This window comes from Gemmatimonadaceae bacterium (assembly GCA_035606695.1).
Classification (GTDB): domain Bacteria; phylum Gemmatimonadota; class Gemmatimonadetes; order Gemmatimonadales; family Gemmatimonadaceae; genus JAQBQB01.
In genome coordinates, this window is record DATNEW010000024.1 from 1 (window position 1) to 14591 (window position 14591).

Genomic DNA, 14591 nt, shown 5'->3' on the forward strand with positions numbered 1-14591 from the left:
CGTTCTCCGCAATCGCAGCCGGCATCGCGGCGCTCTACGGTCCGCTGCACGGCGGCGCGAACGAGCAAGTGCTGCGGATGATCAACGAGATCGGCCATCCGAAGAACGTTCCGGCGTTCATCGAAGAGGTGAAAGGCGGCAAGGGCAGCAAGCTGATGGGCTTCGGGCACCGCGTGTACAAGAGCTACGACCCGCGCGCTCGCATCGTGAAGAAGCTCGCCGACGAGGTGTTCAAGGTGGTCGGCGTCGACAAGGATCTCGAGATCGCGCTCGAGCTCGAGCGCATCGCGCTGTCCGACGACTACTTCGTGTCTCGCAAGCTCTATCCGAACGTCGACTTCTACACCGGGTTGATCTACCGGTCGATGGCGTTCCCGACCGACTTCTTCACCGTGCTCTTCGCGGTCGCCCGCACCGCCGGCTGGCTCGCGCAATGGGAAGAGATGCTCAACGACAAGGAGCAGAAGATCGCGCGTCCGCGGCAGATCTATGTCGGCTACGGCGAGCGTCAGTTCAAGTCGAATCTGAAGGATCGTTTTCCGAAGGCGAACAAAGACGCGCTGAAAGCGAACAAGGACGCGATTCGGAAGTAGCTCGGGCGAGGTGCGACAAGAGCGAAACGCGACGCGGATGTGCGTCGCGTTTCGCGTATGATCAGGCTATCAGGCGTCGGCGAGCTTGCGAATGATCGTGTACTCGCTCTCCGTCACCGGCGACACCGACAACCGCCCGATGCGCACCAACGCCATCTTCTCGAGTCCTTTGGTCTTTTTGATCTCATCGAGCCCCACCGGCCGCGGGAGCTTCTCGACGGCCTTGAGATCCACCATGAACCATGTGGGTTTGTCCGGCGTGCTCTTGGGATCGTAGTAGTCGCTCTTGGGATCGAGCGCCGTGTGGTCGGGATACGCCTCCTTCACCACCTTGGCCACGCCGACGATCGCGGCGGGATTCGACATCGAGTGATAGAAGAAAACCAGGTCGCCCTTCTTCATCGCCTGGAGATGAATGCGCGCCGCATACGCGCGAACGCCGTCCCAGTGCGTGGTCTTCTTGGGGCTTGCGACGAGATCGTCGTACGAGAAGACGTCGGGTTCGGATTTGACCAGCCAGTAGTTCATGGGTGTCTTTCCAAAGTCGTTCCCACTGTCATTCCAGTGTCATTCCGGGCGAAGCGACGAATCTTCCACAAGGGTAGAGTGGCCAGGCCATCTACCTGAACGCAAGATTCCTCAGTCGCTTCGCTCCTTCGGAATGACAGGGATCGCTTCGCTCCTTCGGAATGACAGGGATCGCTGCGCCCCTTCGGACTGACAGCTAGTTTTCGCGCATGAACGTGCTCGCGAACTACGAGATGCTCGTCCGCGGCGTCCGCACCGCCCTGCTCTACTTGGGGCTCGCGATCGCCGTGATTTGCGCCGTGGATTGGGCCGTTCGCACGCGGCGCATCAGCCCGTTCAACAAGATCAGCCGCTTCTTCCGCACGACGATCGATCCGCTCCTCGCGCCGATCGAACGCGTCATCGTGCGCGCGGGCGGGCTGCCGTCGGCCGCGGCATGGTGGGCGCTCGTGCTGTTCGTCGTGCTCGGCATTCTGCTCCTCGCGCTGCTCGATTTCATCCACAGCATTCTCGTGCAGGCGGTCTTCATGGTGCAGCAGCCGAGCACCGCGCCGCCGATCCTCGTGCACTGGGTGTTCTCGATTCTGATCATCGCACTGCTCGTGCGTGTGATCTCGACGTGGCTCCCGATCTCGCCCTACTCGCGGTGGATCCGGTGGTCGTATGTCCTCACCGACTGGATGGTGCGTCCGATGTCGCGCGTCATTCCGCGCATCGGGATGTTCGACATTACGCCGATCGTACTCTGGTTTCTGTTGCAGCTCGCTGAAAAAGTCGTCGTGGGCGCCATGATGTGAGTGACGTGCGTGAGGTAAGTCCGCCGCTTCGCGTCACCGAATCGAATGGTCGCGTCCGGTTTTCGGTTCACGTTCAGCCGCGCGCTTCGACGACGAGCGCGGCCGGTGTGCACGGCGACGCGCTCAAGGTTCGGCTGGCGGCCCCGCCTGTTGACGGTGCCGCGAACCAGGCGCTCGTGGAATTTTTCGCCGAGATCTTCAGGGTTGGACGGCGGGACGTTAGAATACTCGCCGGCGAGACCTCGCGATCGAAGATCGTCGAGATCGACGGCATCACCGCGCGCGCTGTCCAGGACCTCGCCAAAGGAAGTGCGCGCTGAGCAGGGATGGCTGGATACATGACGCGAATTCTCTTGGTCGGCAGCGATCTGCCGTTACTGGAAGGCCTGGCGCAGTCGCTGGGCAGCGCGGGATTCACGCCGCTCGTCGCGCAGTCGTTGGCCGAAGCGCGCGAGATCGCGGCGCAGGATGCGCCGCTCGTCGTCGTCATCAGCCGCGCACTTGCCGCCATGGCGAGCGCGGAAACGCTCAGTATTCCTGTCGCGCCGGGTGGAGCGCTCATGCTCTACCGTGCGATCGGCAGCCCGCTCGTCACGTTCTCGCCCAGCGTGCAGCGCGCCGTGCTCGCCGATCTCACGCTGCCGCTCGAGCGCAACCGTCTCATCGCCCTCGTACATCACGTGGATGAGCGTGCGAAAGTCACCGGCCGCGCGGACACCAGCGGCGGCTCGAGCCACGAGATCACATCGCTCTGATCCGGCGCGATTGCCTCTCGTTGTAGAGGCTGATACACTTATTAACACAACCGATTCGTGGCGATTTAGGGCAACTTGCGGCCACGTAAAACATTCCGCTAAAGCGCCAGCCCCAGCCCAAGCGCTCGCGGGCATTTTCTTTTTTTACAGCCCCCGATGGAAACCAGAGCACCAAATCCGTATCTCGCCGCGATCGCACAGCGCGTCCTCGTCTACGACGGCGCGATGGGCACGAACATTCAGCGCTTCCACCCGACGCCCGACGATTTCGGCGGCAAGTCGCTGGAAGGCTGCAACGATCACCTCGTGCTGACGCGGCCCGACATCATTCAGTCGATCCACGAGTCGTTCCTCGCCGTCGGCTGCGACGTCGTGGAGACCTGCACCTTTCAGTCGACCCCTCATCGTTTGAGGGAATGGGGAATCGACGAGAAGACGCGCGAGCTCAACGTGGCCGCGGCGCGTCTCGCCCGCGCGGCCTGCGACAAATACTCGACGCCGGACAGACCGCGCTTCGTCGCCGGGTCGATCGGTCCGACGGGCATGCTGCTGTCGAGCAACGATCCCGTGCTGTCGAATACGACTTTCGCCGAGTTGGAGGACAACTACTACACGCAGGCGAAGTATCTGGTCGAAGGCGGCGTCGACGTTCTCCTCGTCGAAACCGCGCAAGACATCCTCGAAGTCAAAGCGGCGATCGCCGGCTTCGAGCGACTGTTCGCCGAGATTGGCCGTGGCGTCGCGATCCAGGCGCAGGTGACGCTCGACACGAGCGGCCGCATGCTGCTCGGCACCGACATCGCGAGCGCGATGACGACGCTCGAGGCGCTGCCGGTCGATGTGATTGGACTCAATTGCTCGACGGGCCCCGAGCACATGCGCGAGCCGATCCGCTTTCTGGCGACGAACGCATCGCGCCCGGTGTCGTGCATTCCGAACGCGGGGCTGCCGCTGAACACGGGCACCGGTGACGCGGTGTATCCACTCGAGCCCGGGCCGATGGCCGACGCGCTCGGCGAGTTCGTCGAGAAGTTTGGTGTGCGGGTCGTGGGTGGATGCTGTGGGACGACGCCGGAGCATCTCAAGGCGATCGTTGAGCGAGTGTCATTGCATGGGGCGGACCTGTCATCCCGAGCGGAGGCGCGTAGCGCCGGAGTCGAGGGACCCCCTTCTGCCGAGGAGAGCTCCTCCGTCAGGACGGGGGTCCTTCGACTCGCTCCGCTCGCTCAGGATGACACGGTGGCGGGTTCCCACCGCGGCTCAAAGGTCGCCCGCGCCGCCAGCGCCATGCGCGCCACCGACTTCGACCAGAATCCAAAGCCGCTCTTGATCGGCGAGCGCGTCAACGCGCAGGGCTCGCGCAAGGTGAAGCGCCTGCTGCTCGCCGACGATTACGAAGGCATCTCCGACGTCGCGCGCGAGCAGGTCGAGTCGGGCGCGCACGTGCTGGACGTGTGCGTCGCCGTCACCGAGCGCGCCGATGAAGCGGAGCAGATGCAGAAGGTCGTGAAGCTGCTCTCGATGACCGTCGAGACGCCGATCATGATCGACTCCACGGAGCCGGCGGTGATCGAGCGCGCGCTGGAGACCATTCCCGGACGCGCGATCATCAACTCCATCAACATGGAGAACGGGCGTGAGCGCATCGACAAGGTCGTGCCGCTGGCGAAGAAGCACGGCGCGGCGCTCGTCGCGCTGACGATCGATCCGGTCGGCATGGCGAAGACGCGCGAGCGCAAGCTGGAGGTGGCGAAGAAGATCTACGACATCGTCGTCGGCGAGTACGGCATGCGCGCCGAAGATCTGATTTACGATGATCTCACCTTCACGCTTGCGACGGGCGACCAGGAGTGGGTCGACTCGGCGGTCGAAACGATCGAAGGCATTCGCTTGATCAAGCGCGAGCTGCCGGGCGTCTACACCTCGCTTGGCGTTTCGAACGTGAGCTTTGGTCTCGCGCCGGACGCGCGCGCGGTGCTCAACTCCGTCTTTCTGCATCACTGTGTCGAGGCAGGTCTCGACATGGCGATCGTGAATCCGGCGCACGTGCAGCCGTATGCGGAGATCCCGGCGGACGAGCGCGCGCTCGCCGACGAGTTGGTGTTCAACAAACGGCCCGACGCGCTCCAGCGATTCATCGAGCATTTTGAGGGCCGGGCGACCGGCGCGGCGGCCGGAGGCGCAGCCGACGGCCTTCAAATAGACGCATCCAGTGAACTTTCGCCGGAGGCGAAAGTTCACTGGATGGTGGTGCACAGGAAAAAGGACGGCATCGAAGCCGCGCTCGACACCGCCGGCGTCCGCGAGCAGCCTGTGCGCGTCCTCAACGACGTGCTGCTCCCCGCAATGAAGGAAGTCGGCGACAAATTCGGCGCCGGCGAGCTCATTCTGCCGTTCGTGCTGCAGTCGGCCGAAGTGATGAAGAAGGCCGTCAAACATCTCGAACAATTCCTCGAGCGCGCGGAAGGCTACACCAAGGGCAAGGTCGTGCTCGCGACCGTCTATGGCGACGTGCACGACATTGGCAAGTCGCTGGTCAACACCATTCTCTCGAACAACGGCTACACGGTGTTCGACCTGGGCAAGCAGGTGCCGGTGAACACGATCATCGAGAAGGCGCTCGAGGTGAACGCCGACGCCATCGGCCTCTCGGCGCTGCTCGTCTCGACGTCGAAGCAGATGCCGCTGTGCGTGCAGGAGCTCGATCGCCGCGGGATTCAGATTCCGGTGCTGATCGGCGGCGCGGCGATCAACCGCCGCTTCGGCCGCCGCGCGCTGTTCGTGGAAGGCGAGCGCGCCTACGACTCGGGCGTGTTCTACTGCAAGGATGCGTTCGAGGGTCTGGAGACGATGGACCGCCTGCAGGACGACGGCACGCGTCAGGGCTTCGTCGATCAACTGATCGCCGACGCGAAGAATGACAAGTTCTTGAATACCAATGTTGGAAAGGATCAATCGGCGGGCACCTCGGGCGGCCAGCGCAGCGACGTCAGCGCGGACAATCCCGTTCCGTCGGCGCCGTTCTTCGGTACGCGGACGCTGCACGACATTCCGCTCGACGAAGTCTTCGCGCTCCTCGACCTCGATGAGTTGTACCGCCTGCAGTGGGGCGGGCGCGGCTCGGGGCCGGAGTTCGACGCGATGGTGAAGAAGGAGTTCGAGCCGACGCTCGCGCGCCTCAAGGAGTCGGCGAAGTGCGACGGGTGGCTCCGCCCGCGCGCGACGTACGGTCTCTTCCCCGTACAGTCTTCAGGGAACGACTTGCTGGTGTACGATCCCGACGGCTACGCGAAGGACGGCACAACGCGCGAGCTGGCGCGCTTCCACTTCCCTCGACAGGAAGGCCGCGAACGGCTGTGCATCGCGGACTATTTTCGCTCGGTCGAATCGGGCGACGTCGACGTCGTCGCGTTCCAGGTCGTCTCCGTCGGCGACGAAGCGGACAAGCGCTTCCAATCGTTGCAGGGCGCGAACGAGTACACCGAAGCGTTTTACGTGCACGGCTTGAGCGTTGAAACCGCTGAGGCAGTCGCCGAGTGGCTGCATCGCAAGCTCCGCCACGATCTGGGCGTGCCGGCGGGTCAGGGCAAGCGGTATTCGTGGGGCTATGGTGCGTGTCCGGACCTCGAGGATCACGCCCAGCTGTTCAAGATTCTGCCGGCCGAGCGCGAGCTCGGCATGGAGCTCACGAGCGCGTTTCAGTTGATCCCCGAGCAGAGCACCGCGGCGATCATCGTGCATCATCCACAGGCGAAGTACTATGCGGTGAGGGGGGCGTAGTAGTGCACCGCAATGGTCATCCTCGCGACCGAGCGCAGCGAAGGAGTCGAGGATCTGCGCTTGTGAACGGCGTTCATACGAGCAGATCCTCCACTCGCTTCGCTCGGGAGGATGACAAGCTGTGAACATCGACCGCCTCCTCGACCCTTCCGCCATCGTCGTCTTCGACGGCGCCATGGGCACCATGCTGTACAGCAAAGGTGTGTTCATCAACCAGTGCTACGATGAGCTCGCGCTTCGGCAGCCCGATCTCGTCCGCGACATCCACAAGCAGTACGTCGCCGCCGGCGCCGACGTCATCGAGACGAACAGCTTCGGCGCCAATCGCCCGAAGTTGACGCAGTACGGCTTGCAGGAGCAGGTGAAGGAGCTGAACTACGCCGCGGCGCAGGTCGCGCGCGAAGCGGCGGGCGATCGCGCGCTCGTCGCCGGTGCCGTCGGCCCACTCGGTCTCCGCCTCGAGCCGTTCGGTCCGACGAGCAAGGACGAGGCATGCGGCTTCTTCCGCGAGCAGATGGAAGGGCTTGCCGACGGCGGCGTCGATCTTTTCATTCTCGAAACGTTCGGCGATCTCGAGGAGATCGAGCAGGCGATTCGCGCCGCCCGCGCCGTCGCGCCCGACAAGCCTGTGGTCGCGCAGATGACGATCGGCGCCGACTGCCGCACGCCGTACGGCGCGTCACCCGAAGACGTCGTGCGCGAGCTCGATGCATGGGGCGCGGACATCATCGGGCTCAACTGCTCCGTCGGTCCACAGACAATTCTCGAGTGCATCGAGAAGATGGCGCCCGCCACGCGACGAAAGCTGAGCGCGCAACCGAACGCCGGCATGCCGCGCGACGTCGGCGGCCGCAGCATGTACATGGCCAGCCCCGAGTACATGGCGACGTATGCGCGGCATCTCGTGCAGGCCGGCGCCAAGATCGTCGGTGGCTGCTGCGGGACGACGCCCGACCACATCCACGCGATGGTCGAGGGCATTCGTCCGTTGGCTCCTCGGCTCGTCGCCCAGCAACCAGCGCCCAACGCCCAACGCCCAACGACGAGCTCGGACGCCCAACGCCCGGCGCCGATCGAATTCTCCCAACGATCCCGCTGGGCCAAGAAGCTCGACGCCAACCAGTTCGTCTCGTCCGTCGAAATCGTTCCGCCGCGCGGCGTCGACGCCACGCGCATGCTGAGCGACGTCGCCAAGCTCAAGACCGCGGGCGTCGACGCGGTGAACGTCCCCGACGGTCCGCGCGCGCAGAGCCGCATGGGCGCGCTCATGACGAGCGTGTTGATCGAGCAGCAGGTCGGCATCGAGACCGTCACGCACTACGCCTGCCGCGATCGCAACCTCCTCGGCATGCTGAGCGATTTGCTCGGCGCATCGGCCGTCGGTCTTCGCAATTTGCTCATCGTCACGGGTGATCCGCCGAAGATGGGCCCGTACCCCGACGCGACGGCGGTCTTCGACGTCGATTCGATCGGGTTGACCAACCTGGTCAACAACCTGAATCATGGTATGGATCCGGGCGGCAATCCGATCGGCCAGCCAACGCGCTTCGTGATGGGCGTCGGCGTGAATCCCGTCGCGATCGATCTGGAACAGGAGCTTCGGCGCTTCGAGTGGAAGGTCGAAGCGGGCGCCGAGTTCGCGATCACACAGCCGGTGTTCGACGCGGAACAGCTCGAGCGATTCGTCGGCCGCCTGGGCGACACGCACATTCCGATCGTCGCGGGGATCTGGCCGCTTGTCTCCGTGCGCAACGCGGAGTTCCTCGCGAACGAAGTGCCGGGCGTCTCCGTGCCGAACGAGGTGATCGCTCGCATGCGCCGCGCGAATGAGCAGTCGAAAGAGCATGCAGTCGCCGAAGGCATCGCGATCGCGCGCGAGATGCTCGATCGCGTGCGGCCGGTCGTGCAAGGCGTGCAGGTATCGGCTCCCTTCGGAAAGGTCGACCTCGCGCTCGACGTGTTTCGCGCGTAAGTGCGCGGAACGATTCTCGCGCCCTCCGTATTCCGATATTTGAAGCGCTAAACGGAGCGAGTCGCGAAGGCGCGGCACGGCGAGAAGCGTAGTGACGCTCGGGTGACGGACCGCAAGTCCCACCCGTCGGGAATCATGGCTTGGTTCGAATGCGATTGGATGCGGCGTCCGCCAAGAGCGCCTCCTACTGGGTCACACCCGAAGACCGCGCTCGCCTCTTGCTCGACGATCGCGGCACGGAATGGGAGGTCTATGACGAGGCCACGTGGAGCATGGAGCTGGCGCTCGAGTGGGACTTCCTGCCGCAAACGAAGAACCCTGGTTTGATCTTCGCGTCGCGCGTCGGCCGGCGGCGACTGTGGCCGTGCCCGGATGATTGGCGCGGGATGGCGGACGCGCAGATCATCGAGCTCTTGGGACGGGCGAAGACGTTCTTCTGATTGTTGTCATCCCGAGCGACCCTGAGCGTAGCGAAGGAGAGTCGAGGGACCCCCGTCCCGACGGAGGAGCTTTATGCAGCGCTCCGCTGAGAAGGGGTTCCCTCGACTTCGGCGCTGCGCGCCTCCGCTCGCGATGACACGGAGCGCGGACACATACCCTCCGCGCGTTCCGATGCCATATTTACTCCATGCGCGCCATCCTGATCATCGACCACGGCTCTGTCCGCGCCGAGGCCAATCACATGCTGTCCTGCGTCGCCAACCTGCTGCAAAGCATGGTCGGCGACGCGGTGCTCGTTCGCTTCGCCCACATGGAGCTCGCCGAGCCGTCGATCGAGCAGACGTTCGCCGCGTGCGTCGAGGCGGGCGCCACGGAAGTCATCGCGTTCCCCTACATGCTTTCGCCCGGCAAGCACTCCACGCGCGACATTCCGCGCTTGGTGAGCGAAGCCGCTGCGAAATTTCCGGGAATACTTTTTCGCGTGACGCCGGCGTTCGGCGTGAATCGCCAGCTCGCTGAAGTCATTGCCGAGCGCGCCGGTGTCGAGCTCATCACGAACGTGAGCGACGACGTCGGCGGCCGCTGCTGGGACGCCGCGCAGTGCATCGGCACGTGTGGCCCCGCATGCGCGGCGACGATCGCGAACGCCGAGTTGTCGCCCTCCGACAACCGCCTGAGCTAGTCTTCAGTATGCCCACCGACACCGCACAACCCGGCTCGCCGCTGACGATACTCTCCGACGACGAGACACTGTTTCGCGACGCCGTCGCCGGCTTCGCCGACGAGGAAGTCCGGCCGCGCGTGCAACGGATGGAACGCGACGGCAAGATCGATCCCGCGCTGATCACGAAGTTCTTCGACATGGGCTTGATGGGCATCGAGGTCGCCGAGGAATACGGCGGCGCCGGCGGCTCGTGCTTCATGATCGCGCTCGGCGTCGAGGAGCTCAGCAAGGTCGATCCCGCGGCGGCGATCCTGATGGATGTGCAGAACACGCTCGTCAACTTTCCGATTCGCACCTACGGCTCCGACGACATCAAGCGCCGCTACCTGCCGCAGCTCACCGGAGAAAAGGTCGGTGCGTATGCGCTGTCCGAGCCTTCGTCCGGTTCCGACGCGTTCGGCATGCAGACGCGCGCCGAGCAGCGCGGCGACACGTGGATTCTGAACGGCCGCAAGATGTGGATCACGAACGGCGCCGAGGCGCAAGTCTACGTCGTCTTCGCGAACGCGAATCCGTCGGCCGGCTACAAGGGCATCACGGCATTCGTCGTCGAGCGCGGCTTCAAGGGCTTCGCCGTCGGCAAGAAAGAGGACAAGCTCGGCATTCGCGCCTCGAGCACGACGGAGCTCATCCTCGACGACGTCGAGGTGCCCGCGGAGAACGTGCTCGGTCCCGTGGGCCAGGGCTACAAGATCGCCATCGAAACACTGAACGAAGGACGCATCGGCATCGGCGCGCAGATGATCGGCGTTGCCGCCGGCGCGCTCCACGCCGCGACCGAATATGTGAAAGAGCGTTCACAATTCGGCAAGAAGCTCGCGGACTTTCAAGGAATTCAATTCCAGCTTGCTCAAGCCCGCACGGAGCTCGAGGCGGCACGCCTCATGGTGTACAACGCCGCGCGGCTCAAGGACGCGGGCAAGGACATCGCGATGGAAGGCGCGATGGCCAAGCTCTTCTCGTCGCAGGTGGCCGAGCGCGTGACATCGATCTCGCTCGAGCTCTTCGGCGGCTACGGGTACACCAAGGATTATCCGGCCGAGAAGTTCTATCGCGACGCGAAGATCGGCGCGATCTACGAAGGCACGAGCAACATGCAGCTGCAGACGATCGCGAAAGCAATGTTGAGGTAAGGCGGGCGTATGGGCGTGTGGGCGTATAGGCGCATGGGCGGCGGATCGTGAAAGCAATACGAATACATGAAACAGGTGGGCCGGACGTACTTCGCTACGAAGACGTCGACGAACCGACGGCGGCCGCGGGCGAAGTGCTCATCGACGTGCAGGCGGTCGGACTCAATTTCATCGAGATCTACCAGCGCCAAGGCCAGTACCAGATGCAACGACCCTTCACTCCGGGATCGGAAGCAGCGGGTACCGTTCGCGCGGTGGGTTCCGACGTCAAGGAGTTCAAAGTCGGCGATCGCGTCGTGTCGCAGAGCGTCAAAGGCGCATACGCGCAGCGCGCGGTCGTGCTCGCGGAAAAAGCCGTGCGCATTCCCGACGGGGTCGAGACCAAGATCGCGGCTGCCGCGTGGTTGCAGGGACTCACCGCACACTACCTGTCGCACTCGACGTATCCGCTCGCGAAAGGCGACGCATGCCTCGTTCACGCGGCTGCCGGCGGTGTCGGGTTGCTGCTGTGCCAGATGGCGAAGCGCCGCGGCGCGTTGGTGATCGGTACTGCATCGACGCCGGAGAAGCGCGAGCTCGCGCACAAAGCCGGCGCCGACGAGATGATCGACTACACCTCGCAGGATTTTGTCGCGGAAACAAAGCGCATCACGAACGGCGCCGGCGTGAACGTCGTCTACGATTCGGTCGGCAAGACGACGTTCGACAAATCGCTCGACTGCCTCGAGCGCCGCGGGCTGCTCGCCCTCTTCGGCCAGTCGAGCGGACCAGTCCCCGCATTCGATCCACAAATTCTAAATCGCAAAGGTTCGCTGTTTCTCACGCGGCCGACGCTCAACGACTACGTCGCGTCGCGCGAAGCGCTCGTGTCGCGCGCCAATGATCTGCTCGGTTGGATCGAGCGCGGCGAGCTCTCGGTGCGCATTGGGGCCGAGTTCCCGCTGGAAAGGGCGGCCGATGCGCAAACGGCGCTCGCCGGACGCAAGACGACGGGCAAAGTACTTCTGATTCCGTAGCCGCTGGCCGTGGGCCAAAGGACCAAATTGCGCAGGGCCGGGGTATTGCATACAGTTTTGAACTGACATTCCCCTCGCGGGAGATTCCATGCGTCTCGTCGCTCCGCTCTGCGCCCTCGCCATCACGGCCGGCATCGCCTCAACCGCCGGCGCCCAAACCGCTCCCAACGCCTTCGTTCGCGTCACCGCCACCGACTCGGCCACCGGAGCACCGCTCGCGAGCGCGGAGATCACGCTCACGCGCGGCCTGCACGACGTCGTGGCGCGCGGTACGACGGACGATCAGGGACACGGCATCTTGCCGGTCAGTGTCAAGGACTCGACCGACTTCAACGTCACGATTCGCAAGATCGGGTTCCGCCGCGGCGACCGGTTCTTCGATGTTGGACCGAAGGATACGGCGAACCTCGTTCTCCGCGTTCCGTCCACGACGAACACCCTGGGCGCCGTGCAGGTCACGGCGTCGCGCAGTCCGTCGCGCTTCATGACGTACGAGCTCGATGCGGACGAGATCGAGTCGGCCGATCGTCCGAGCATGGACAACGGGTGGGAAGTCGTGAAGCAGCTTCGGCCCGCGATGCTCGAGAGCAAGGGCGGCTGCGCCACCGGCGTGCAGGAGATCTGGGTGAACGGCAAGCACATTCGTCTGCCGTTGCGTCCGACCGGCATGGCCGCGGCGCGCGCGCTCGTCGGCGTGCCGCCTGGCGCTCGCTTCACGTATCCGCCCGTGACTGTGCTCTCGGAGATCGCGCCGGAGCACATCGAGCACATCACGTACAAGGATTGCTTCGACCATTCGATGGCGGTGGTCGCCACGCAGAACGCGATCTTCGTGACGCTCAAGCCCGGCGTCGTGTATCAGCAGGACGTGGGCAGCTTCGTGGTCGATCAGACGCAGGAACAGCAGGAGAAGGCCGCGGCCAAGCGGTAAGCGTCACGACGCTTCAGGCGCCGATCTCCTCCGCTTCGGGCGTGGCACTGAGATTTTCGGGGCCACGCTCGAGCAGTTTACAGAACTCTCGAATGTGCAATGCCGTCGCGCGATGCCTGAGCGTCGCCGCGCCAAGCCCGTCCATCTCGTCCTTGAAGAGCTGCGACAGCTGAATGGTGGCGGGTGAGCTGGACCCACGCCGCCCTGAGCCGCAACTTGTCGTGACCGAATAGCCCACAGGACGACAATGCGTGACGAAGACGGTACGAAATCCGAACCACACGTGACCCGCCGCGCGTTCGTCGGAACGGCGGTCGCCGGCGCCATCGCGGCCCACGCTGTCCCGCGCACGAGGCGTGACGGTCATCAAGTCCCCGCGTTCGCGCTCGAGGAGGCGACGATCGACGACTTGCAGGCACGCATGCGCGACGGACGCGACACGTCGCAGTCGCTCGTGCAACAGTACCTTGGACGCATCGACGCGCTGGACCAGCGCGGTCCCGCGCTCAATGCGGTCATCGAGCTCAATCCCGACGCGGGATCGATCGCCGCGCAGCTCGACGGCGAACGCAAGGCCGGTCGCGTGCGGGGTCCGATGCACGGCATTCCAGTTCTCATAAAAGACAACATCGACACCGGCGACCGCATGCACACCACGGCCGGCTCGCTCGCGCTTGCGGACAGTATCGCGGCGCGCGATTCCTGGGTCGCCGAGCGGTTGCGAGCGGCGGGCGCCGTGATCGTCGGGAAAACGAACTTGAGCGAGTGGGCCAACTTTCGCTCGACGCATTCGACGAGCGGCTGGAGCGGGCGCGGAGGGCAGACGCACAATCCCTACGCGCTCGATCGCACACCGTCCGGTTCGAGCTCGGGCTCGGGAACCGCGGCGTCGGCAAGTTATTGCGCGGCCGCGATCGGCACCGAGACCGACGGCTCAGTCACGTCGCCGTCAGCCGCGGCGGGACTTGTTGGAATCAAGCCGACCGTGGGATTGATCGGACGCTCCGGAATCGTTCCGATCTCACACAGTCAGGACACCGCCGGACCGATGGCCCGCACCGTACGCGACGCCGCCATCCTCCTCGGCGCCCTCACCGGAGTTGATTCGCGCGACGCGGCGACGCGCCCCAGCGCCGGACGCTCGCGCACCGATTACACGAGCGCGCTCGATCGCGATGGATTGCGCGGTGCGCGCATAGGCGTCGCACGCAAGCACTTCACCGGGTATCACGCCGAGACGGACAAGGTGTTCGAAGCCGCGCTCGATCTGATGAAGCGGCAAGGAGCCACGATCGTCGATCCCGCCGACATCACCACCGCCGGCAAAGCCGACGACTCCGAGTTCGACGTGCTGCTCTACGAATTCAAGGCGGATCTCAACGCGTATCTCGGACGGCTCAGGCCCAACGTCACGGTGCGTTCGCTCGCCGAGGTGATGGCGTTCAACACGCGGAACGCGTCACGCGAGCTCGAGTTCTTCGGCCAGGAGATCATGGAGATGGCCGAGAAGAAAGGGCCGCTCACCGAGAAGAAGTATCGTGATGAGCTGGCGGCCAATCATCGACTGATGGGCACGCAGGGCATCGACGCGACGGTGAAGGAGTACACGCTCGACGCGATCGTCGCGCCGACGCAGGGGCCGGCGGATCTGATCGATCTCGTGAATGGCGATGCGGGCGGACGCGGCTCGTTCACATCGCCGGCGGCGGTCGCGGGCTATCCGCACATCACCGTCCCGATGGGATTCGTACACGGATTGCCCGTCGGATTGTCATTCGTTGGCCCGGCATGGACGGAAGCGACACTGCTCAAGCTCGCGTTTGCATTCGAGCAAACGGCGCCGGCTCGGCGCAGGCCGACCTTCGCGCCGACAGTCGATCTCGGCGACACGCGGCGGGTTTCGACCAAATAGATTGTTGAA

At 64.5% G+C, this 14591-nt stretch carries 14 protein-coding genes and 1 riboswitch; of the genes, 12 read left to right on the forward strand and 2 right to left on the reverse strand.

What is annotated here, in order from left to right; genetic code table 11:
- Nucleotides 1-593: citrate/2-methylcitrate synthase (locus VN706_10565; GenBank protein ID HXT16061.1), on the forward strand; the 593-nt coding region annotated here is incomplete at its 5' end.
- A gap of 69 nt (nucleotides 594-662) precedes the next feature.
- On the opposite strand, the gene VN706_10570 is transcribed toward VN706_10565, so the two are convergent.
- Nucleotides 663-1121 (reverse strand): EVE domain-containing protein, encoded by a 459-nt coding sequence (locus tag VN706_10570; GenBank protein HXT16062.1) that lies wholly within the window; start codon nucleotides 1119-1121, stop codon nucleotides 663-665.
- A 209-nt stretch (nucleotides 1122-1330) separates the two neighbouring features.
- Between VN706_10570 and VN706_10575 the strand changes: the two genes are divergently transcribed.
- From VN706_10575 to VN706_10620, 10 genes are all read left to right on the forward strand, one after another.
- Entirely contained in the window at nucleotides 1331-1918 is a 588-nt protein-coding gene (locus VN706_10575; protein ID HXT16063.1) for a YggT family protein, read from the forward strand.
- Nucleotides 1919-1923: 5 nt separating this feature from the next.
- Nucleotides 1924-2238, forward strand: coding sequence for a DUF167 domain-containing protein (locus VN706_10580; protein ID HXT16064.1), 315 nt, complete (start codon nucleotides 1924-1926; stop codon nucleotides 2236-2238).
- 18 nt (nucleotides 2239-2256) lie between these two features.
- Nucleotides 2257-2673: a hypothetical protein gene (locus tag VN706_10585; GenBank protein HXT16065.1), complete on the forward strand. Its 417-nt coding sequence runs from the start codon at nucleotides 2257-2259 to the stop codon at nucleotides 2671-2673.
- A 47-nt stretch (nucleotides 2674-2720) separates the two neighbouring features.
- A riboswitch (SAM riboswitch) is annotated at nucleotides 2721-2795 on the forward strand.
- 34 nt (nucleotides 2796-2829) lie between these two features.
- Nucleotides 2830-6453, forward strand: coding sequence for a homocysteine S-methyltransferase family protein (locus VN706_10590; GenBank protein ID HXT16066.1), 3624 nt, complete (start codon nucleotides 2830-2832; stop codon nucleotides 6451-6453).
- A gap of 121 nt (nucleotides 6454-6574) precedes the next feature.
- A complete protein-coding gene (locus VN706_10595; protein ID HXT16067.1) occupies nucleotides 6575-8425 on the forward strand; it encodes a bifunctional homocysteine S-methyltransferase/methylenetetrahydrofolate reductase in 1851 nt (616 codons plus the stop codon).
- 149 nt (nucleotides 8426-8574) lie between these two features.
- Nucleotides 8575-8865 (forward strand): hypothetical protein, encoded by a 291-nt coding sequence (locus VN706_10600; protein ID HXT16068.1) that lies wholly within the window; start codon nucleotides 8575-8577, stop codon nucleotides 8863-8865.
- A 188-nt stretch (nucleotides 8866-9053) separates the two neighbouring features.
- Nucleotides 9054-9548, forward strand: a complete 495-nt coding sequence (locus VN706_10605; protein HXT16069.1) for a CbiX/SirB N-terminal domain-containing protein — start codon at nucleotides 9054-9056, stop codon at nucleotides 9546-9548.
- A gap of 8 nt (nucleotides 9549-9556) precedes the next feature.
- Nucleotides 9557-10723 (forward strand): acyl-CoA dehydrogenase, encoded by a 1167-nt coding sequence (locus VN706_10610; GenBank protein ID HXT16070.1) that lies wholly within the window; start codon nucleotides 9557-9559, stop codon nucleotides 10721-10723.
- Between the two features lie 47 nt (nucleotides 10724-10770).
- A complete protein-coding gene (locus VN706_10615; GenBank protein ID HXT16071.1) occupies nucleotides 10771-11739 on the forward strand; it encodes a quinone oxidoreductase in 969 nt (322 codons plus the stop codon).
- An 88-nt stretch (nucleotides 11740-11827) separates the two neighbouring features.
- Complete coding sequence (locus VN706_10620; GenBank protein ID HXT16072.1) at nucleotides 11828-12670, forward strand: carboxypeptidase-like regulatory domain-containing protein; 843 nt, start codon at nucleotides 11828-11830, stop codon at nucleotides 12668-12670.
- Nucleotides 12671-12683: 13 nt separating this feature from the next.
- Here VN706_10620 and VN706_10625 read toward each other — a convergent pair whose 3' ends face one another.
- Nucleotides 12684-12953 (reverse strand): hypothetical protein, encoded by a 270-nt coding sequence (locus VN706_10625; protein ID HXT16073.1) that lies wholly within the window; start codon nucleotides 12951-12953, stop codon nucleotides 12684-12686.
- On the opposite strand from VN706_10625, the gene VN706_10630 reads away from it, so the two are divergent.
- Nucleotides 12954-14582, forward strand: coding sequence for an amidase (locus VN706_10630; GenBank protein ID HXT16074.1), 1629 nt, complete (start codon nucleotides 12954-12956; stop codon nucleotides 14580-14582).
- Nucleotides 14583-14591 lie beyond the last annotated feature (9 nt).

Coding starts and splice junctions, on each gene's coding strand:
- VN706_10575 (HXT16063.1), top strand. CDS start 1,331: ATGAACGTGCTCGCGAACTACGAGATGCTCGTCCGCGGCGTCCGCACC.
- VN706_10620 (HXT16072.1), top strand. CDS start 11,828: ATGCGTCTCGTCGCTCCGCTCTGCGCCCTCGCCATCACGGCCGGCATC.
- VN706_10600 (HXT16068.1), top strand. CDS start 8,575: ATGCGATTGGATGCGGCGTCCGCCAAGAGCGCCTCCTACTGGGTCACA.
- VN706_10585 (HXT16065.1), top strand. CDS start 2,257: ATGACGCGAATTCTCTTGGTCGGCAGCGATCTGCCGTTACTGGAAGGC.
- VN706_10590 (HXT16066.1), top strand. CDS start 2,830: ATGGAAACCAGAGCACCAAATCCGTATCTCGCCGCGATCGCACAGCGC.
- VN706_10605 (HXT16069.1), top strand. CDS start 9,054: ATGCGCGCCATCCTGATCATCGACCACGGCTCTGTCCGCGCCGAGGCC.
- VN706_10610 (HXT16070.1), top strand. CDS start 9,557: ATGCCCACCGACACCGCACAACCCGGCTCGCCGCTGACGATACTCTCC.
- VN706_10570 (HXT16062.1), bottom strand. CDS start 1,121: ATGAACTACTGGCTGGTCAAATCCGAACCCGACGTCTTCTCGTACGAC.